Origin of the sequence: Pseudomonas sp. yb_5 (genome assembly GCF_043103865.1) — a bacterium.
Taxonomy (GTDB): Bacteria; Pseudomonadota; Gammaproteobacteria; order Pseudomonadales; family Pseudomonadaceae; genus Aquipseudomonas; species Aquipseudomonas putida_Y.
This window is the reverse complement of sequence record NZ_JBICKE010000102.1, coordinates 49,432-67,506: the sequence shown is the minus strand read 5'-3', so window position 1 is coordinate 67,506 and position 18,075 is coordinate 49,432. Positions and strand designations below refer to the sequence as shown.

Below are 18,075 nucleotides of genomic sequence, written 5' to 3'. Positions count from 1 at the left end.
TTCAGGATGGCAACCTACTGTGGCGTAGTTGATTGAGAGATGGGGCAGTCAATCTCGTTGCGGGTAGGGCTGAGGTCGCCACTTTCAGCCTTACCCTAAACAATGGTTAGGATAATTCGGTGATATCACCTAGCTCAGAAGAGTAGGAGGTGTCCCTTACTCTCCACCAGCATTCGATTTTCTTGGCCCACTCGGAGATCATTTTCCCGCCGGCTCCTCGATGAAGTGCGTCATTGACCTCTTCCGCCCATATCGCGATCTGGCGATGAAGTTGCGGTGATATTGATTGTTCCTGCCAGATGCGGTTCAGATTGAGGGTCGCTCCCAGCTTGAGCGCTAGAATCGAAACTGTGTAGGACGTGATGTTGGCTTGGAATGCCGGGAACATGGGGCGGATGATCTTGTGAGCAGACTTGAACAGGATCGCCTTCGCGATCATCTGTTTATACTGCTCCTGATCCGGTATCACGTTCTCACCAGCACTTTCCCTCTCCATCAGCTCATCCATGAATGCCTGGAAGTTTTTCTGACTGCCGAGGCTGACGATATGGGGCTTCTGATCCCAGGCAAACAGGAATTTGGCTAGGTCGGGCTTGGTAAGTTTGCGGTAAGGGGGAATTGTCGCCTGGAGTTTTTTCTTCTGTGCAGGGGTAGTTGCTTCCTTCTCCAGCATCACCTTGTAGCTGCCAGCTGAGCGCTCGTAGAACCAGCGTCCAACGCCATCGGGGCAGTAAGTACGCATGGACAGTTTTTCCAGCTCGCGATGGAAGGGCTTGTTGGCGGAAAGGTCGGACTGTTTGACAACGTTCTGACTGTTCGCATACCGCGAAATATTGGCAATCAGTTCCTCATCGTCAGCCTGTCCGGAGCGTAGCACGATGATCTTGGCTGGAACCCGCACACTCTTAAGATCGATGTCCGGATGCTTTTTCTTGGCGAAGTAAATGGATGCAGTAGTCTGGCCGCCATTGACTATCTGCATGCCCTGGAGCCAGAGAATGCCTGTCGAGCCATCTGCCGCGGTGTCTAGCTTGGCTTGGTCGGCAACAACGACGATGCCGTTGTTATAGGCCATGAAACGGTCAGGGTGGTCGCGCAGGCTGTCACGGATTCCCTTATTGACTCCCTTGCTGCTAACTCCCAGAAAGGAGCGCACGTTTGCTTCGAGGATCCGCGGGCCATACTTTTCGTAAAGGAACCGCAGGGCCTCGCCGGGCACGGCTGTCAGGGCGTAGTCATACTCATCGTCACCGGATCCAGGAACCCACACACTAGGAAGGGCAGTCCCGCAGATGTCCCTGAAGTTTACTACCAGTTCATCCCGCGGACGCCCCTGCTGCCAGTGGTTGAAGAGGCGTTGAATGTCCATGATCTCTAGGCGGACCTGCTTGCCCTCGACCTCCTGCGGTGCATAGTTTCTCGTTTTGGCTACGGCATCCGTGATGACGAAAATACGGATGCTATCCAGCGTCTTGAAGATGCGCTCGACTTCGGTAACAAGGGCATAGGCATCGTTGGTTTCATCGAGCTTGCCGGATAGCTGGCCTGTTGCGCAGAACTTCAGAAACTGCAGCCCTTCTTTGGCAGCCTTTCCTGCTTCGGAATCTGGAAGCGGCTCTAGCTCATCTACTCCCTTGTACAGACTGACAAAAAGATCGAGACGGTCTGGGTTGCCAGAATCATCAGTAGTGTCGGATACGGAGTAGCCGCTGATTTTTACCTTGTACGTACCTACCTTCGCTTCGTAATGGCAGACAGTTGGTTCAAAGGTGATTCCCTCGTCAGCCATGTGCGTCATCACATGCTCGGTGAATACAGCCTCAGGAGGAATGGGGGCTTCCCCTGGGCCTATATCTTTTTCAACTTCATCGCGGATCGCGGCCTGCGTCTCACGCAGAAAGTCGACGAGCTCCATCAAGCGACTCCTAATTGTTCGAGTACATCATCCAGTGTGTGGTTGTTTGCCGTAACGAGAGAAAGATCCAGCTCATATGCGGCATGGCGAATTGCCGACGAAACGTTGAAGGGGGTTAGCCTGGGAAACTCCCCGTCCACCAGATGCAACCTTGTGTCCGTCAGCAGGAATCGACGTGTATAGACCGCCGCGTGCATGTCCAGATATCCGGCCTTATGGAGAGCCAGCTCGAAAAGACGCATCGCGGCGGGGTCAGCATCAAGGCGCTGCCGAGTTGCATCAACGAGCTCAGTGAGCGTTTTACCCGCCTCCTGAGCGCCGAATCGAAGCCCAGCCAGAAAGAGAGGTGGGCAGTTTGTGTCATCCAGCTGCTCAAGTGAGCCAATTCGAACAGGGAAGCCGTCCGGGATCATTGTCGACTTGATTTCCACGCTGCCAAGGCCGATCTGGAAGTCGTGCAATCCGTCATGCGGACCTTTCCATGCGTCCACTGCCGTGAACTGAAGGATCCCCGCATCCAGCAGAAGATTCAGAAATCGCAGCTCCCCGACCAGCCCCAGCTCCCTCTCTGGGCCCAGGCCTTCTCGTCCCTGACGCATGAACTCCTGCCAGCCCCGTACCCGCCCGAGGAAGCGCTGATAAAGCGTTTCTTCGTGAGAATCGCTGAATGACTGGAGCAGGTGCACGATATCGGAGGCTACCTTGGCAAACAGTTCAAGACTGCCAGCGGGCTGGCGAACAATGGCGAGCCAATTGTGGTTGCCACCGGTTTCGCCAAGCGTGGCTCGCTCCATACGGAAGCCCTGCCCTTGGGGAAGCTGAGTCGCCGGTGCGATCTTTGTAGTCGCGAATCCGACCAGAACCGCTTCCTCGTTACCTGGTGAGTGTCGGGCGGCCTTGATTCGGCAGGAGCCCGTCTGCTGCACCAGATCTATTGAGCGCCAGCCGGGAGTGGCGGCGTTGCCGGGCAGTGCTTTCCAGACTCCCAGAATTTCGAGGTCACTCACTTGAGCCATACTGCTGCTCCCAATGCACATTGGTGACTAGATATGGCACGGATTTGCCGGCATTGCTGAAAGGGAAGCTGATGGCAAATGCCACGACAGGTGAAGTTACACCGGTGACTTTTGAGGCCTCCGGATCCAGTAGTGAAATGATCAGGAGCCCTTTATCCGGTCGAGGTTCTATCCCATCTGCGCCTAGGCCTTTTATATGCCTGATTGCAGGGCCATTGGGGGTCTCGGGGGGCTCTTTGCGTCTGGATCGTCCCGGATCCTTCACCCAGGCCCGTTTGGTTAACTCAAGTGCTGAGTTCCATCCGGCCTCATCAAGATCCATGGCCTCGTCTTGGGGGGATAGCAGTCTGCCGATGGAGTATTTGCCTTCTCCTTCGGTTGCCTTGTTCTGTCGCTGCATCATTCTGACTGGGATGCCGACGATATCTAGTGTCTTCTCTGTCCCACCGCCAATAACAGCCACCGTCCAAGATGTAAGTTCCCCGGAAAAACTCATTTCTTCAATGAAGTCTGCCAGAAGATCACTCTTTACCTTTCTGGAGTCGGGATGGGTCTGATAACCACGCAGGAAGCGCGTAACCGATTGTGCTGTTGCGTCGGGCCACTGAATCCCGCTCCAGCTATCCTTCTTGCCATTGCGCTGCTGCGGGGGGATTGAGGAGGGACTTCCAAGCTCATCGGCAAGGGCCATGAGGGCTGACAGGTTCTTTTCCAGAATATCCTTGTCGGTGTAAAAGCTTACAGTCTCGACTACATCGCCACTAAAAGAGAGATACAGGGTTTTGGCCGTGCGCATCTTCAGCGGCGATGTGACCATAAGAACCGGGTGAGAGCGCACCTTGAGGCCATATTCTCTGGGCGTCAGCCTGCTTTCCATCATGAAGTCGAACTCGGCCCGCAACTCCTCAGCGGCGTCGGCAATATGTTCGAACCACTCGACCAAGTCATTGGTCGTGTACAGGCGGCACAAATCGAGGTAGCCGGGCCGGTAGCCAAACCAGCGCCCCATCTGCATCAGGGTGTCGTACATCTTGGATGCGCGCAGGAAGTAGCTGGTGCAAAGTCCTTCGAGGGTTAGCCCCCGGGCAAGCTTGTCGCCGCCGATGGCGATGACTTTCAGCCCGGTTGCACTGTCGGCATAGTCAAGAGCATCCGTAGCCTTGCCGTTGATCATGCGCACATCGATTTCATCAAGCACATCCAGCAGTACAGCCTCGATGTCCTGCCAAGAGGTAACAGGGTGGCGGGACTCTTCTTCAATCTGGGCTTCGATCTCGAGGCTGGTGCTGACAAAGTCTCTTTCCCAGAGGCTCCTCAATTCGGCCAATGCGCTCAGATGGTCCGTGCGTCTCCGGAATCGCTGCTTCAGGCCGTGAACATAGCCCAGAACCTGGCGGTGAACATGCTGCTGAACCTGGTTGAATCTGGTTACGTGGATCAGCATTGAGCTGTGCTGGGAGCCCTGTCCACGGAGGCCTCTGATCGCACATGAAAGAATGAATGCGTGTATGGCCTCGGTCAGCGAGGCAGGCATTGTGTCCTGGCCTTCGAGAAGTGGGACATGACTGCTTTTGTGGCTAACCGGCATCCAGCCACTCTTGCCGTCTTGGGAGCATTGATCCTTAACTATTCGGACCAGATTCAGTGCACCTGTGCGCCCGCTCTCCCCGGCGAGCCCGAATACCCTCGAGGGCCCCACATAGCTGGACGGCGCCGAGAGATTGGTGATGAAGGCGGAGGGGAATAGATCCGGCCCCTCATTGGCTGTTTCACCATGTTCGTGAATATAGATATTGGCGAAAGGGGTAGCGGTATAACCGACATACGCCTTTCTTGAGAACGCGTGGAGAATCTGGCGGATCAGGCTGTTGATGGCCGTCGGTTCGTGATCCAGATCGGGGTTGCCGTCTTCGTCGACAACCTTCTCGCCAGTGTCGACAGAGGCGTGGTCGGCCTCGTCATCGATTATCAGCAACGGCAGATGTGTAACGAGCGGGCGACCGCTTTCCGGATCCTTGGTTTCGGCTACATGGGACTGGATCCAGTTGAGCAGCCGTGTCAGAACCGTCTTGTTCTTCTTGACGACAAACAGCCACGGGCGCTGCTCCGGAGAGACGCCCAGATTCTTGGCAAACTTGGTGTTGAAGTCGCCGGTTTCCGTTCTGTTGGTCACATACTGGGGGCGGAGTGCTGGCGAGGGATCGATTTTGCCGACTCCAATGAGCTTGTTTCCATTGCTTTCGATGGCGCTTGTTTCGTAGCCCAGAAACCCTTCATCCAGACGCATCTGGGTCTGTGCTCGCAGGTTGTTGTGCAGCCCCGCGAGCACGATGATGATCTTGTAGCCGGCATCCGCTGCCTTGCAGATCAGGCCCGTGTAGTTGCCGGTCTTGCCTGATTGTACGTGGCCAACCACCATCCCTCGTCGATCCCAGGCTCCATCTCGCTTCGGGTCTTCAAGCATCGATAGAACGTTGTCTGTGGTCTTGTCCAGAGATTCCATGGCACTGAGGGGCAGTTTCAGCTCCTGCCACTCGCGGTAGCGTTGCCAGTATCGCCAGTCCTTCTTTCGCTCGCTTGTGAGCCATGGCTCATGGCCGTTCAGGTCTACCAATGAAGAGTCATCACCTACCCAGACGCTGAAGCGTCTGATCAGCTCCTCAGTAACGGACTCCCTGTCCAGGCCCTCGCCCTTACCCGGCATTATCTTCAGCACCATGTCGATCTTGTGCGAAATGAGCTGAGGGGTGATAGCCGACTTGTCTTTTTCATCAGTCAGCATTTCCTGAACGAACTTGACCACACTCCATTTGTTTTCATCAGACATGAGGCGTCACTCCTTAAAGACTGTCTGGCAAAGCGCTAATGAGGGCTGGGTACGCGTGGAACGGCTCCATGTTCTTCAGCTGCTCCTTTGCGGCGGCGGCGGAATAGCCTTTTCTTTCGATCATGCTGCGATACATCACCATCATGATCTCGCTGACCTCTTGCGGCGGTGTCCTGTCGAATCCGGTGCAGGGGGTGTCCTTGTTCTCGGCCGTATCTATCCAGATTCGCTGAACCGGAACCGTCTCCTCGATCACGCGAAGCATTGCCTTGAGCTGGGGAAGAAGGCAGCCTGCATCATCCAGCACCGTTCTAATTGCCGGATGCTCTGTGTCGATCCGGTATCGCATGCCGCCCGAAAGTCTTTCGACCTTCCAAGCTTCGGCAATCTGCCGATTACCCAGCATGGTCGGCTTACCCCGGTGGGCAAAGGCTCTTCTTGCTCGAGCGCGCGTCACTTCGGCAAGCCTCGTTAGCCAGTCCCGCAGATACACAGGCGGCCGTGCAGTTGACTTCCTGATGTCGATCTTCCAGTCGGCGTCTGCAGAATTGGGGATGTCGAGTCGAATCCGGGCAAGGCGATGAGCTTCATCCTTAGTCCATGAACGGCCTGTGCCAAGTCCTAGCCAGCTGCCTGCCACCAGCAGTCTTTCATTTCGATAGACGTAGAAGCCCTGCTGTGCGGTCCAGCCTTCCGGGCCGGCCAGGCGCTCGAGGTCTGTGGGGGAGAGCATGTCCTTGTGCGGCAGAACGTGGCATTCGGCCTCGATATCCTTGCGACCTGGGTGTTTGAATACTGGAGGGTTATATGGCTTTCCGGGGTGATCCGTCATGAAAGGATCCCAGGGTTTGATTGGCTGGCCATTCAACAGAATTCGCAGTCGAGGCCTGGTGCCTTCCAGGTATCTGTGAAACACCATTCCCAAGTGCTGTTCGACCTTGTCGACCAGATTGAGAAAGTCCTGCACGGTAGTTCCTGGTGGGACGATACGATCCAGCTCTTCCCAGAGAACCAGGGTGCCCGTTGCGCCGACGAGTCGCTCCAGAAACTGTTCAGAGCCGGGATGGGGCCCCTCCAGTAGGTGCCAGCCATCGTCGGTGCTACCTGCCAGGAAGTCGAGATCCCAGCGGAGAGTCTGCAGACCATCAGCACCACGTGTGGCAACGGTCATTCTTCGGCACTGGGAGAAGGAAGCTGTCTTGAGTCCTAGGCCGAAGCGGCCCAGATCATTTGCCGACCTTTCCTCAAGAGGGTTCCTGTCACCCAGGCGCATGGCCCGGTCCAGTCCGTCTGCAGTCATCCCCGAACCGTTGTCCAGGCAAAGCACACGGCTTTCCTGCTCAGCCCATATGAATTCGATGCGCACTTCGTTCGCGCCGGCAGCAATGCTGTTGTCGATGATGTCTGCCAGAGCTGTCTGGGTGTTGTATCCCAGCCCACGCAGTGCTTCGACCATGGCGCTGGCCTTGGGAGGAGCACTGCGGCTTTTGAAGGAGGATTGCATGGTGGACTCCCTGTCTGCACAACTCTGCTATCGAGCTGCCTTTCCGATGTTGATGATACGGGCGACCACGCTGGCGATTTGATTCGCCAGAAGTGGGGGAACCGCGTTGCCAACCTGGTGGAACTGTTGGGTTCGGTTCCCCAGAAAGAAATAGTTGTCCGGGAAAGTCTGTAGCCGGGCTGCTTCACGAACGGTCAGGCTGCGGCACTGCCTTGGGTCGTAGTGAATGAAATAGTGACCGTCCTTTGCAATGTGGCTGGTGATCGTCGTGGACGGAATCCCCCTGCGCTGAACACGGAAACGATCGCTGAACTTGCCGGTTTTCCAGTTCTTGTGATCCGGCTCCAGCCCCGGGAGATTGAAGTCGTGGTGGCCTTTGGGAGAGTCTTCATAAAGCTCGGCATACTCAGCCGCGTAGACGTATCTGCGCAGGTCGGACTCCATGTGTCCGCGAGCCTCGTGGTTTAGCCAGTATCTGAGGCGATCATCAAGGAGCCAGCCATCCAGATGTGTGCCTGTCTGCCCATCCCATTCGCTCCTGCGGTGAACGCGGAGTGCACCATTGCTCATTCCCTCGCCCGAGAAGGTGCTCGCAAGTATTTCTAGGCGCTTTGCGAGTGTGAGTCTGCGGGGGACATCAGTCAGCTTACTGCACTCGTGGCTCAGCATTTCCAGGTTCCGGCGAATTACCTCTGCCCATGCCTCTGGAGAGTCCTTCATTCGTGTGACCGTGCTTCGCAGAGGCGGGAGGCGGCCAATTACTTGGTCGATTGAGGGCCCTGCCGAGGGGACAAGTTTGTGGTCGCCCAAAGCGCCGAAATATTCCTCCGAAACCCCGAGGAGAATAACCCGGTGTCTTGCCTGCGGGATCCCGTAGTTCTCTGCCCGAATGATGTAGTTTGACGGATCGATGCTATCCGGAGACGCACCATCCTCGAAAATGTCGTCTGCCACGAGCGAGCAGATTCTGTACTTGGGGCCGTTGCCGCTTTCCCCGAATGCCGCATCCGGATCTGCAAGATCCTGCAAAATCTTCGGGAACATCTGTTCGCCAGCGACACGCGAGGAGAGGATGCCTTTGACGTTTTCCATCACGAAAACGGCGGGGCGCTTCTTCTGGATGATGCGCAGGTACTCTCGGTACAGGAAATGGCGATGATCGTCCTCTGCCCTGTAGTTATGCTTGCCGCGATTTCTGGCTCGGCCAACGATTGAGTATGCCTGGCAGGGTGGACCACCTATCAGAACCCATGGTTTGGTCTCGTCCAAGCGTGACTTGAGAATGCGGTCGAGGCGTTCGTTGCCCTCTGCGGTACCCAGTTCGAGCTGCTGCGCCTCTAGTTCGGCGTGCCTCCAAGCATCCCGAGTTCTCCTGGTATATGGCGGGGCTGCATCAGCGGTTTCGCAGAAACTGTAATATTCCTCTAGATCTTCAGGCTGGTTGCGCTTGAGAAGCCTGTAAAAGGCCCTCAGTTGAAGAGTGGAGTGCGCAGACTTTTCCATTTCGGCTGAGACTTTGATTTCAAACGCCTCGCCTTGGTTGTCTGCATAGGATGAAAACCCTTCTCCCAGGCCACCAGGGCCTGCAAAGAGATCAACGACCTGAATGGGGTGGGTACGACTCATGAAACCACGCTGTCTAGAATTGGTTCGTAATGGACATCGTTGAGCCAGCCCTGAGATCCAGAATGATGTCTGGAATCCGGGGCAAGGACACGAAACCCGAAATGCTTGTGCGCAGGTTTTTGTATGCCCACGGCTATCGTTACCGGCTGCATCGCAAGGATCTGCCGGGAAAACCAGACATTGTACTGTCTCGGTTGAGAGTCTGTATCTTCGTACATGGATGCTTCTGGCATCGCCATTCTGGCTGCCGATTCGCTGTGCTTCCCAAGACTCGTACAGAGTTCTGGGAAGCCAAACTCTTGGGGAATGTGGCAAGGGACGAACAAGCGATTAAGTCTCTGAATGAATCTGGTTGGAGGACGATTGTCGTATGGGAATGCCAGCTTCGCGGATCATCGACTGTTCTGCATGAGCTGCTTGGGGAGCTGCAAAAGATTGCCTCGCGTTCCTGAAGTCACCTAGGCCACCCCTCCTTGTGATTCTCATTGAGAGCAGACAGTACTTGCTCGACCCATGAGTGGCATTCCCATCCACCAGAGTCCGTCTTCTTAAGGTAGTGGCCGAGGGAGCCCAGCAGAAGGCGACGAATTTCCGGCATTGGGTATCCAAGCACCGTTTCCGCATGTACGGCCCTGTCACCCGGATTGTCAGAAAAATATCTCAGAAGATCGAGGGCAGTGTTGCCTAGCTGCAAGGTTCTCTCGAGCAGTGCGCTCTCGTTAAGGAGTGGGGTGTTTATGAAGGTCTCTTGTTCAGTCAGATCTTCAAACCCCGGGATGGGCGCGCCTGACTCTCTTGCGCGGTATGAACCGATGCTTTCCTGCAGGTTGCTAGCGGTAGCCCTGAGTGAGCTGTCGTCCACATCCGGCTTTTCTGAATCATCTAAACACGCGGACCACTCCCAATCCATATCTACTCCGGATAGGTGTGCTGATTCCAGGGGCAGCTCGGCTACAGAGGAAGGGGTGATAACAGCGCTATCTTGAGTCCTTCCCGCTCGCTCCCGGAACAGCGCCTGCATTTGCAAAAGTCGAAACAGCCGGTGAGCGTTGCGATGCTCTCTGAGAAAGTCCACCAGCAGCTCGCGGGCTTGCTGTTCGAATCTCAGCGCCACCAGAGAGGCTACAGCCTTGGTTACACCAAGCGGTAGGCTTCCCCTGAAGCAGTCCCGCAGCAGCTTCTCGCAGGAATCTGTTTGATCAGGAAGCACCGGCGGTAAAAGATTCTGGATGAGAGCGGCCCACTCTGCGGAGCTACATTCCTGGTTGGCAGGCCCATCTAGCTGGATGCAGCCATCGACAACAGGCCAATACTGCTCGCGATACTTGACCGTAGGCATGCCTTCGTTGAGCTGGGCTGAGCGCACGATCCGGTCAATCTCTCGACCGTCGGACATTACTCGAATGATTTCTTCCATTGCCTGATCCGTGCTGCTCAGCTCCATACCTTGGGCCGCCGTAGAGGCCCTATGCCATATGATGCCCTCAAGATGGTTGGCATCCAAGTGTGAAGTCGATCACGAGGCGGCCCGAGCCTTCGCGGGCCTACAAATCAGGCTAGGGCTATCGGGGTAGAACCCAATGGTTTTCACGTTCTACGTAAGAGCGTTCAAGTGTGGCGGTTGAATTTGTCTTTTGATTGGATTGGGCCAACTTTTCACGGTAACTCTCATTGTCTATTACGCTGATTAAGCTAGGGACTTTTGCGGGGAATCGTTGAAAACCGTTGGATAGGATAGAGCAGTGGCTGCAGCGAGCGCTCATAAAATATTCTAATAAAATCAATGCTTTATAAGCTCGACCTCCGGCATGGGGTGCAAGGGGTCGAGTGTTCGAATCACTCCGTCCCGACCATATATTTCAACGACTTAGCCACCTTCGGGTGGCTTTGTCGTTTTTGCATGTGGGGAGTTTTTCGGGACTTCATCCGATTTTCCTCTTCAAGATCGTCAACACCGGCCCGCGGGAGTCAGTTGTTGATACCATGTTCGCAGCCTCAATCAGCTTGTCCAGCTCAGCGCCGGAGTAGTGGCTGGTGATGCTGCCGTTCTTGTGCCCGAGCAGTGACTTCCGATCCTCTTCAGTAACGCCTGCTGCCCGCAGTCGTCGACCGAAGGTGTGCTTTAAGTCGTGAATCCTGATCGAGGCATATCCAGGGTGAGCGGGGCGAAGGTTTTCCTCCTGCCAGAGTTTCGCCGCTCTCACCCGTGCCTTCTTCCATGCCGAGTCGTTCATCCGGTGCATCGCGGTGCCGTTGTATGGGAATACCCATTCCTTGCTGATCCCGCGCTGCCTTTCAATGATCGACTTGGCCACGTTGTTCAGCACCACCTGAGTGTCGCCTTCTACCTGGTGGCCATCAGCGGGTTCGGCGCGTTCGTCACCACCCTGCAAGGCCATTGGGTAAACCCATTCGGCGTGATGCTCAGCGCTGGGTTGGTCGCATATGCCTGGGCCCGTCGCGGTCACGCCTTCAGCTGATCCGCGCCACAGAATAGACGTGCGCCGTTTCGTGGCGCGGGAGTGAGTATGAGCAGACTGATGCCACCGGACGACCTGCTCGATTCACTCTGGCTCACGCTGCACCCGGCCACTGGTGTGTGGGATTGGGTCCAAGGCGAGCACTTGCCTAGACAGGCGATCTAATTTTGAGGTTGTATATTTGCTAAAGGCACCCATCCAGTTGCGCCGTCTGAAGTCCTTGCCGCCCAAAGCCAGCCGTTCAACTGACGCTCGCCTTTCAGTATTTGCCCCTCGACAACATCCAGCTCTCTGTTGGTGAAGTCCTCCAGCATCTTTGCAGAACCATCCACCTGGCGGTCAAGGAGCTGCCCCGGCACAAAGCCGGATTGTTGGCCAGGAACAGTACAGAAATACCAGTCGGGCCAGCCTTCGGGTCCTTCATATCGTTCTCCAACCAAAATCCGATCTCCGGTTTTTAGGGTCATGGGCTCTGGAAATTCGCTGATATGTGAGTGAGTTACCACATAGCTCAATTTGGTCATCTTGGCTTCCTTGGATGGTGTGGGCTCCAACCAATACTGGCAGCACACCACTATTTCAATCCTGCCTTTAGGTCTACTTGAGACAATTTATGACAACGAAGCAACCCGACTGGGAGGTAATCGAACGAGCCTACCGGGCCGGGGCGCTTTCCATCCGTACCATCGTTGACCGCAACGGGGTGAGCGACACCGCGATCCGGAAGAAGGCCAAGGCGTTAGGCTGGGAGCGGGACCTTTCCAAGCAGGTCCGCAAAGAGGTTCGCAACAAGCTGGTTCGCGGCGAGGTTCGCGAAGATCAATGTGCGAACCTTGAGCGGGACGCCGAGATCATCGAGGAGGCGGCAGAAGAGGGCGCGAGGGTTGTTCGCAGTCACCGCCGCGACATTCGCACAGCCGCGAACCTTGAAACCTGCTGATGGATGGCTTGCTCACCAACCCTTTACCAGCTGTCCTCGGCCATGAAGAACCTGCAGGTGCTTGAGCGTACCGCATTCGGCCTGGACGACAAGGAGCAGTCGAAAGACGCCGACGAGCTATCGCAGTTGATGGATGAACTATCGAAGGATGCCTGACCATGAAGCCCGAGCACCTGAAACTGCTCCGGGATCGGTTTTGGCGGCTGAACAACCTGTACTTCATCACGGATAAGCAGGGTAACAAGGTCCGTTTCCGCAGACGCAGGAACAGATCGATTACTTCCAAGGGATGCACACACCTCTTGCTCCCGGCAGCCCGTGTTCACCTTGAAGAGTGCCATCGTATGCAGGTGGCCAGGCAGCTCGTTGAAAAGGATCGACTGCTTTTCCCATGACATTGGGTAGGGCTTGCGGCTCGACTTCTTCTCTTCGAGCTTCCTCAGCATGAGCACACTGTCGAGCCATGGCCGGCGGTCATCGTCTCTCCACTTCCGTGCGCATAGGGTCAGCACCCGAACAGCGCGCTCAATTGCGATATTGATCGTCCGATTGCTTACGGCATTTGCAATGGTCTCATCTGGCAGAACCTTTTCTGTCTGCCGATCCCTGATAAAAGGCTCCAGCGCCTGGTCATCGATGTGCGTCAGCGGCAGGTGGCCCAGGTGCGGTTGAAGCTGCTTCATGCACAAGGCGGTCACGACTCACAACGAGCATCCGGCCAAGCCGTACAAATGGAACAAGCCGGCAGAGGCCATGATCAGCTCGGCACACATGGCAAAGCTGAGGTTGATGAAAAATAAGCTAATGAATTAAGCGCTCAGAACACTAGGTTCCTCACACTCTGCAAGAGCGGCTTTTACATCAAATTAGTTAAACCGTTCGAATCGATAGGGGCGTGGGTCAATCAACGGCGTCCGCTGCGCCACCAGGTCCGCCGCCAGTTGCCCGGCAGCTGGCGAGGTGCCAAATCCATGTCCGGAAAACCCGGTCGCCAAGGTCAACCCCGGCAAGCTCGGCACCGCGCCAATCACTGGGTTCGAATCCGGCGTCACATCAATGGTCCCCGCCCAGGCCGAAGCAATCCGCGCTTGCTCGAACACCGGCCAGGCATTTCTCAGATTGCGCAGCGCCTCATTGTTCAGCGCGGTGTTAGCCGCTGGATCCTGCACCCGCACCCGCTCGAACGGGCTGGCGTCTGTCGCCTTCCAACGCCGGGCCAACGCCAGGTCCTTGAAGAAGTACTTGCCCAGGCTGATCTTCAAAAAGTCACGCTGTGCCCGCAACTGTGGCAAGTAGCGTTTACCCAGCAGCAGATGGTCAAAGGTCAGGAAGGCATCGAGCTTGCCCCGCTGGGTAATGATGAAACCCCCATCCTTGTGTTTGCGGAACGAAAAGTCCGGCGCGCCGACGGCAATATCCGTCGGCCCCTCCATGGCCTCGGTCCGCAACACCGAACAGGTCAGCGGCAAGGTCGGCAGGTCAATCTTCAAGTTGCCAAGAAACTTGCGCGACCACAGCCCGCCCGCCAGCAGCACCTGGTCACAGCGAATCTCTCCCTGTTCGGTCACAACGCCACTGACCCGTCCCGCATGAGTCTGCAACGTGCGCACCGCGCAGTGCTCGATAATCTGCGCGCCCTTGGCCATTGCCGCGCGGGCAATGGCGCTGGCGGCCAGGGTCGGCTCGGCGCGGGCATCGGAGGCGGTGTACAGTCCGCCGGCCCAGGTGCTGCTGCCGCCCGGCACAAGACGGGCGATTTCGCCGTTGCTGAGCAAGCGCGAATCCAGCCCCAGGTGCGCTACGCTCTTCAGCCAGCGCTCGTGCATGTCCATCTGCGCGTCATTGCGCCCGATGAACATGATCCCGGCTTGCCGGTAACCCACGTCGCTGCCGACCCGCTGCGGCATCTCGGCCCACAGCCGATCGGCCGCAAGCGCCAGGGGGATGTCGTCGGCGTGGCGGTTGGTCTTGCGTACCCAGCCGAGGTTGCGCGACGACTGTTCGCCGGCGATGCGGCCCTTTTCCAGCACCACCACCGGAATGTTGCGCTCGGCGAGGGTCAGCGCGGCGGTAAGGCCGATGATGCCGCCGCCGATGATCACGACGGTAGTCGCGTCCGGGTGGCGGGGGCAGGTGAAGACGGGATCGATGGCGGGGGACATGGCGTTACTCGGCGGAGAGAAGGGTGGGTGGCGGTTATTGGCCGAGGCGGATCAGCCTGACGTCGGCGCGTGAGGCGCCGCGGTAGGCGGTGACCTCCAACTCGACCTTGTAAACAGTCGAACCCAGCGGTGGACAGGTGACGGTGGTGGCGGGGTCGATGCCGCGGAACTTGGCGCCAATTACTTCCATCACGGCCGGCACGTCTTCTGGTTGCTGGATGAACACCCGGGAGCTGATGACGTCAGCCAGGCTTGCATCGACAGCGGCGAGGGCGGTTTCGATGTTGGCGAACACCTGGTGGGTCTGTTCGATGACGTCGTCGGCGATCAACTGCGTCTGCGGGTTGCGCCCGGCGGTGTTGGAGACGTGGATCCAGTTGTCTACCGCCACCAGGCGGGAGTAGCTGGCCATGTCTTCGAACTTGGAGCCGGTCTTGAGTTTGGTGATTTGGGTCATGGAAATAGCCTTGGCGGTAGGTAAGTGGAGATCAGTTGAGAACGGGCTGTTCCCAGAGGTTGAGCTTGACGCCGATGCCTTGCGCGATAGCGTTGCGGTACACCACGGTGCCCCAGGCGACGTCCTCCACCGGCATGCCGCCGACGGACATTAGGATGATTTCTTCGTCGTTCAGGCGTCCCGGTGCTTCACCGGCGATGATCTTGCCGATGTCCTCGACCTGCTCGGCCTGCAGGGTGCCTTCGGCGATCATGTCCATGAAGCGCACGCCCACCAGCGGCACGTGGTTGTGGGCCGGCTTGGGCAGCTCTTCGAACCAGGCTTCGTAGAGGCCGGTGTTGTCAACCACCTTGCGCACGTCGGCCTGTTCCATGCCCGCGTCGATGCTGCACGGGGCGGGCATGGCGAGGAAGGCGCCGGGCTTGACCCATTCGCGCTTCACCAGCGGATACAGCGACGGGTCGCCGACTTCGCCGGAGCTGCAGTAGCTGACCAGGTCGGACCCACGGACCACCTCTTCCAGGGTCTGCACCACCTGCACATTGGTGATTTGCGGGAAGGTGGCGTTCAACCAGTTGACGAAGGCGTCTAGGTTCTTCTGGCCGCGGCCCTTGATCTTGATGGTGTCGACCTGCGGGCACACGGCCATGAAAGCCGCGACGGTGGTCTTGCCCATCACGCCCGGGCCGGCCAGGCCGATGATCTTGGCATCCTTGCGCGCCAGGTGGCGGGCGCCGACTCCGGGGATCGCACCAGTGCGGTAGGCCGACAGCAGGTTGGCCGACATGTGCGCCAGCGGCGCGCCGGTGTCGGCGTCGTTGAGGGTGAGCATCAGGATCGAGCGCGGCAGGCCTTTTTCTCGGTTGGCGATATTCGAGCCGTACCACTTGGCGCCTGCCGTCTGGAAGCTGCCACCCAGGTACGCCGGCATGGCCATCATGCGCCGGTCGGCGGTGGGCTTGGGCATGCTCGGGAACGGCGAGTGCTCGGGGAAGGTGATCATCGCGCCGTGCGAGTCACTGTTCGGACCGGCCATGCGGTAGTCGCCGTGGTAGAGCAAACCGAACATTTCTTCCATGGTGTCGACGCAGGCGGGCATGTCCGTCACGCCTGCGCGGATCATGTCCTGTTCGGAGAGGTAGATGAAATCGATGCGGGTGTCGAAGGTCATAGCGGGTCTCACTGCACGGACGGTACCTGGGGGGCCGCCGTATTTGGGTTTTATTGTTGTGTTACCCGGCTGGACCGGGCGGACAGGTGATCTCAAGGTTATGGGCAGTTTCGCTAACGACTGGTAGGTCGTCTTGTTTGTGTCTGCCAGAGCAATTGACCCCCTGTGCCAGCTCAGTCGGTTCGTCTTCAATTCAGGTCGTCAGGTGGGGGCGCGCGGCCGTTCGGTACGTATCCATTCGCTTAGGTGGTACACCACGCCAAGCAAGATAATTCCGCTGCAAATCAAGTAGCCCAAGACGTGATTGTTCATTGCACTTCCTCAATGCCCAGCCAATGAATAGCTTGCTGGCACGTCTCGTAGGCTCAAGGTGGTCAACACACAGACCAGCAGTGTGCTCACTGCTAGAAGTGTGGTCCATGCAACCGGGCCGTGATGCAGCACTACCGCAGCCAATGGAGAGGCGCTGGACGACACCGATAGCTGGATGGCGCCGAGCAAGGCGGCGGTCGAGCCCAGGGATTTTTCCTGCGATGACATTGCCAGCGACATCAGCGTCGGTTCTGCTATGCCTAATCCGAACAGAGCTAACGCCATGCCATCGGCTACACCGGGCAATCCCAGGCCTACCATTGCACCAACCAAGGTCAGCAGGGCGCCAGCAACCATGCAACGCACGCCCTAGCGTACTGAGCTTGTTCAAGCCAAGGCGGCCGATCAGTCGGCTGTCAAACATAGCGTCCAGCATCACTGACACGCCGGTGGCACCGAAAAGCAGGCCGAGGACTTGTGCGGTCATGCCAAAGTGCTCTGTACACCAGCGTTACGTCGCTTATGTAGGCGAGCAGGAAGAAAAACACGGCAGCCATCGCCAAGGCTGGGCGTAGGAGAAGTCGGTCAGCGAGGATGGTCAGGTAGGTTCGGCAAGCGCTGCTAAGGCTTAATGTTTCACGCTGGTGGTGTGGCAGGGGCTCCGGCAGGTTTAACAGACTGTTGATCCATACCATTAGTCCCATGCCGGCCAGTATGAGCATCACAGCCCGCCAGCCGAAATACGCGTCGATCATGCCGCCCAAAGCCGGCGCGAGGATCGGAGCTACACATTCAATGGTCATCAGGCGTGGAACTCGATCTGGAGAAGTTTTTCGATCGGGTCAATCACGACATCCTCATGGCCTGCATCGAACGTCGGGTCAAAGACAAGTGCGCACTCAGGCTTATCCGTCGCTACCTTGAAGCCGGGATCATGTCGGGCGCTGTCGTCAGCCCACGGCAGGAGGGGACGCCGCAAGGCGGCCCGCTTTCGCCGTTGCTGTCGAACATCCTGCTCGAGGAACTCGACCGCGAGCTGGAGCGACGGGGCCATCGCTTCGTACGTTATGCCGATGATGCGAACATCTATGTACGCAGTCCTCGGGCTGGCGAACGGGTGCTGGTCAGTGTCGAGCGCTTCCTGAGTCAACGTTTAAAACTGACGGTGAATCGGAAGAAGAGTCGAGTGGCAAGGGCTTGGAAGTGCGACTATCTGGGTTACGGAATGAGCTGGCATCAGCAGCCAAGGCTGCGGGTGGCAACGATGAGCCTAGGCCGCTTACGCGACCGGCTCAGAATGCTGCTGCGTAGTGTACGGGCTCGCAAAGTGGCGACTGTCATCGAGCGAATCAACCCCGTCCTGCGAGGCTGGGCTGGCTACTTCAAGCTCATTCAGAGCAAAGGGCCTCTTGTGGATTTGGACGGCTGGGTCAGGCGCAAACTTCGCTGCGTTATCTGGCGCCAATGGAAGCGGCCCTCCATGAGGGCGCGCACCTGATGCGTCTTGGGCTGGGTCAAGAGCGTGCCTGTAAGTCGGCCTTCAATGGCCGCGGCCCATGGTGGAACTCTGGAGCGCCACATATGAATCAGGCGCTGCCGAAGAAGCTCTGGGATTGACTCGGGCTTGTCTCGATACTGGATATGATCAACCGGCTTAGCCGCATG

General features: G+C 57.4%; 13 protein-coding genes and 5 pseudogenes. 4 read left to right on the top strand and 14 right to left on the bottom strand.

The window, feature by feature from the left end; all coding sequences use genetic code 11:
* Positions 1-106: 106 nt before the first annotated feature.
* The 5 genes from ACF8GF_RS18310 to ACF8GF_RS18290 form a co-directional block, all read right to left on the bottom strand.
* Complete coding sequence (locus ACF8GF_RS18310; protein ID WP_124148958.1) at positions 107-1,915, bottom strand: AIPR family protein; 1,809 nt, start codon at positions 1,913-1,915, stop codon at positions 107-109.
* Positions 1,915-2,931 carry a PD-(D/E)XK motif protein gene (locus tag ACF8GF_RS18305; protein ID WP_392519754.1) on the bottom strand — a complete coding sequence of 339 codons (1,017 nt, stop codon included), beginning with the start codon at positions 2,929-2,931 and terminating at the stop codon, positions 1,915-1,917. The genes ACF8GF_RS18310 and ACF8GF_RS18305 overlap by 1 nt, the downstream gene beginning before the upstream one ends.
* Positions 2,915-5,758 (bottom strand): Z1 domain-containing protein, encoded by a 2,844-nt coding sequence (locus ACF8GF_RS18300; protein WP_392519753.1) that lies wholly within the window; start codon positions 5,756-5,758, stop codon positions 2,915-2,917. Before ACF8GF_RS18300 ends, ACF8GF_RS18305 begins: the two co-directional genes overlap by 17 nt.
* Positions 5,759-5,771: 13 nt before the next feature.
* The gene (locus ACF8GF_RS18295) at positions 5,772-7,214 is read right to left on the bottom strand and encodes an ATP-binding protein (protein WP_392519777.1); all 1,443 of its coding nucleotides are present in this window, start codon (positions 7,212-7,214) and stop codon (positions 5,772-5,774) included.
* A 75-nt stretch (positions 7,215-7,289) separates the two neighbouring features.
* On the bottom strand, positions 7,290-8,888 hold the full coding sequence (locus tag ACF8GF_RS18290) for a DNA cytosine methyltransferase (RefSeq protein ID WP_124148961.1): 1,599 nt from the start codon (positions 8,886-8,888) through the stop codon (positions 7,290-7,292).
* 29 nt (positions 8,889-8,917) lie between these two features.
* Here ACF8GF_RS18290 and ACF8GF_RS18285 point away from each other — a divergent pair, with 29 nt between their 5' ends.
* Positions 8,918-9,340 (top strand): very short patch repair endonuclease, encoded by a 423-nt coding sequence (locus tag ACF8GF_RS18285; RefSeq protein WP_124148962.1) that lies wholly within the window; start codon positions 8,918-8,920, stop codon positions 9,338-9,340.
* A 2-nt stretch (positions 9,341-9,342) separates the two neighbouring features.
* On the opposite strand, the gene ACF8GF_RS18280 is transcribed toward ACF8GF_RS18285, so the two are convergent.
* The 3 genes and pseudogenes from ACF8GF_RS18280 to ACF8GF_RS18270 form a co-directional block, all read right to left on the bottom strand.
* Complete coding sequence (locus ACF8GF_RS18280; RefSeq protein WP_124148963.1) at positions 9,343-10,305, bottom strand: hypothetical protein; 963 nt, start codon at positions 10,303-10,305, stop codon at positions 9,343-9,345.
* 505 nt (positions 10,306-10,810) lie between these two features.
* Positions 10,811-11,218: pseudogene (locus ACF8GF_RS18275) on the bottom strand (tyrosine-type recombinase/integrase); the annotation flags it as partial.
* Positions 11,219-11,529: 311 nt separating this feature from the next.
* Positions 11,530-11,892, bottom strand: coding sequence for an SH3 domain-containing protein (locus tag ACF8GF_RS18270; protein ID WP_209965182.1), 363 nt, complete (start codon positions 11,890-11,892; stop codon positions 11,530-11,532).
* 89 nt (positions 11,893-11,981) lie between these two features.
* Between ACF8GF_RS18270 and ACF8GF_RS18265 the strand changes: the two are divergent.
* A pseudogene (locus tag ACF8GF_RS18265) lies at positions 11,982-12,464 on the top strand (hypothetical protein).
* Positions 12,465-12,601: 137 nt separating this feature from the next.
* Here the strand turns inward: ACF8GF_RS18265 and ACF8GF_RS18260 are convergent.
* A pseudogene (locus tag ACF8GF_RS18260) lies at positions 12,602-13,006 on the bottom strand (site-specific integrase); the annotation flags it as partial.
* On the opposite strand from ACF8GF_RS18260, the pseudogene ACF8GF_RS18255 reads away from it, so the two are divergent.
* Positions 13,002-13,121 (top strand): annotated as a pseudogene (locus ACF8GF_RS18255) (IS630 family transposase); the annotation flags it as partial. The pseudogenes ACF8GF_RS18260 and ACF8GF_RS18255 overlap by 5 nt on opposite strands.
* Before the next feature lie 53 nt (positions 13,122-13,174).
* On the opposite strand, the gene ACF8GF_RS18250 reads toward ACF8GF_RS18255, so the two are convergent.
* The 5 genes from ACF8GF_RS18250 to ACF8GF_RS18230 all read right to left on the bottom strand — a co-directional run bounded on the left by ACF8GF_RS18250 (position 13,175) and on the right by ACF8GF_RS18230 (position 17,165).
* Positions 13,175-14,470: an FAD-binding oxidoreductase gene (locus tag ACF8GF_RS18250; protein ID WP_176684746.1), complete on the bottom strand. Its 1,296-nt coding sequence runs from the start codon at positions 14,468-14,470 to the stop codon at positions 13,175-13,177.
* Positions 14,471-14,504: 34 nt separating this feature from the next.
* Positions 14,505-14,927, bottom strand: coding sequence for a RidA family protein (locus ACF8GF_RS18245; protein ID WP_176684745.1), 423 nt, complete (start codon positions 14,925-14,927; stop codon positions 14,505-14,507).
* A 31-nt stretch (positions 14,928-14,958) separates the two neighbouring features.
* Positions 14,959-16,098, bottom strand: coding sequence for a tyramine oxidase subunit B (locus ACF8GF_RS18240; protein WP_176684744.1), 1,140 nt, complete (start codon positions 16,096-16,098; stop codon positions 14,959-14,961).
* A 321-nt stretch (positions 16,099-16,419) separates the two neighbouring features.
* Positions 16,420-16,767, bottom strand: a complete 348-nt coding sequence (locus tag ACF8GF_RS18235; protein ID WP_392488293.1) for a hypothetical protein — start codon at positions 16,765-16,767, stop codon at positions 16,420-16,422.
* 59 nt (positions 16,768-16,826) lie between these two features.
* The gene (locus ACF8GF_RS18230; RefSeq protein WP_392488335.1) at positions 16,827-17,165 is read right to left on the bottom strand and encodes a hypothetical protein; all 339 of its coding nucleotides are present in this window, start codon (positions 17,163-17,165) and stop codon (positions 16,827-16,829) included.
* Positions 17,166-17,218: 53 nt separating this feature from the next.
* Here ACF8GF_RS18230 and ACF8GF_RS18225 point away from each other — a divergent pair.
* Positions 17,219-18,027 (top strand): annotated as a pseudogene (locus tag ACF8GF_RS18225) (reverse transcriptase domain-containing protein); the annotation flags it as partial.
* Positions 18,028-18,075 lie beyond the last annotated feature (48 nt).

What these genes read in the sequence shown, in the direction of transcription:
- ACF8GF_RS18310 (WP_124148958.1), bottom strand. Translation starts at nt 1,915, where the DNA reads ATGGAGCTCGTCGACTTTCTGCGTGAGACGCAGGCCGCGATCCGCGAT.
- ACF8GF_RS18305 (WP_392519754.1), bottom strand. Translation starts at nt 2,931, where the DNA reads ATGGCTCAAGTGAGTGACCTCGAAATTCTGGGAGTCTGGAAAGCACTG.
- ACF8GF_RS18300 (WP_392519753.1), bottom strand. Translation starts at nt 5,758, where the DNA reads ATGTCTGATGAAAACAAATGGAGTGTGGTCAAGTTCGTTCAGGAAATG.
- ACF8GF_RS18295 (WP_392519777.1), bottom strand. Translation starts at nt 7,214, where the DNA reads ATGGTCGAAGCACTGCGTGGGCTGGGATACAACACCCAGACAGCTCTG.
- ACF8GF_RS18290 (WP_124148961.1), bottom strand. Translation starts at nt 8,888, where the DNA reads ATGAGTCGTACCCACCCCATTCAGGTCGTTGATCTCTTTGCAGGCCCT.
- ACF8GF_RS18285 (WP_124148962.1), top strand. Translation starts at nt 8,918, where the DNA reads ATGGACATCGTTGAGCCAGCCCTGAGATCCAGAATGATGTCTGGAATC.
- ACF8GF_RS18280 (WP_124148963.1), bottom strand. Translation starts at nt 10,305, where the DNA reads ATGGAAGAAATCATTCGAGTAATGTCCGACGGTCGAGAGATTGACCGG.
- ACF8GF_RS18270 (WP_209965182.1), bottom strand. Translation starts at nt 11,892, where the DNA reads ATGACCAAATTGAGCTATGTGGTAACTCACTCACATATCAGCGAATTT.
- ACF8GF_RS18250 (WP_176684746.1), bottom strand. Translation starts at nt 14,470, where the DNA reads ATGTCCCCCGCCATCGATCCCGTCTTCACCTGCCCCCGCCACCCGGAC.
- ACF8GF_RS18245 (WP_176684745.1), bottom strand. Translation starts at nt 14,927, where the DNA reads ATGACCCAAATCACCAAACTCAAGACCGGCTCCAAGTTCGAAGACATG.
- ACF8GF_RS18240 (WP_176684744.1), bottom strand. Translation starts at nt 16,098, where the DNA reads ATGACCTTCGACACCCGCATCGATTTCATCTACCTCTCCGAACAGGAC.
- ACF8GF_RS18235 (WP_392488293.1), bottom strand. Translation starts at nt 16,767, where the DNA reads ATGGTTGCTGGCGCCCTGCTGACCTTGGTTGGTGCAATGGTAGGCCTG.
- ACF8GF_RS18230 (WP_392488335.1), bottom strand. Translation starts at nt 17,165, where the DNA reads ATGATCGACGCGTATTTCGGCTGGCGGGCTGTGATGCTCATACTGGCC.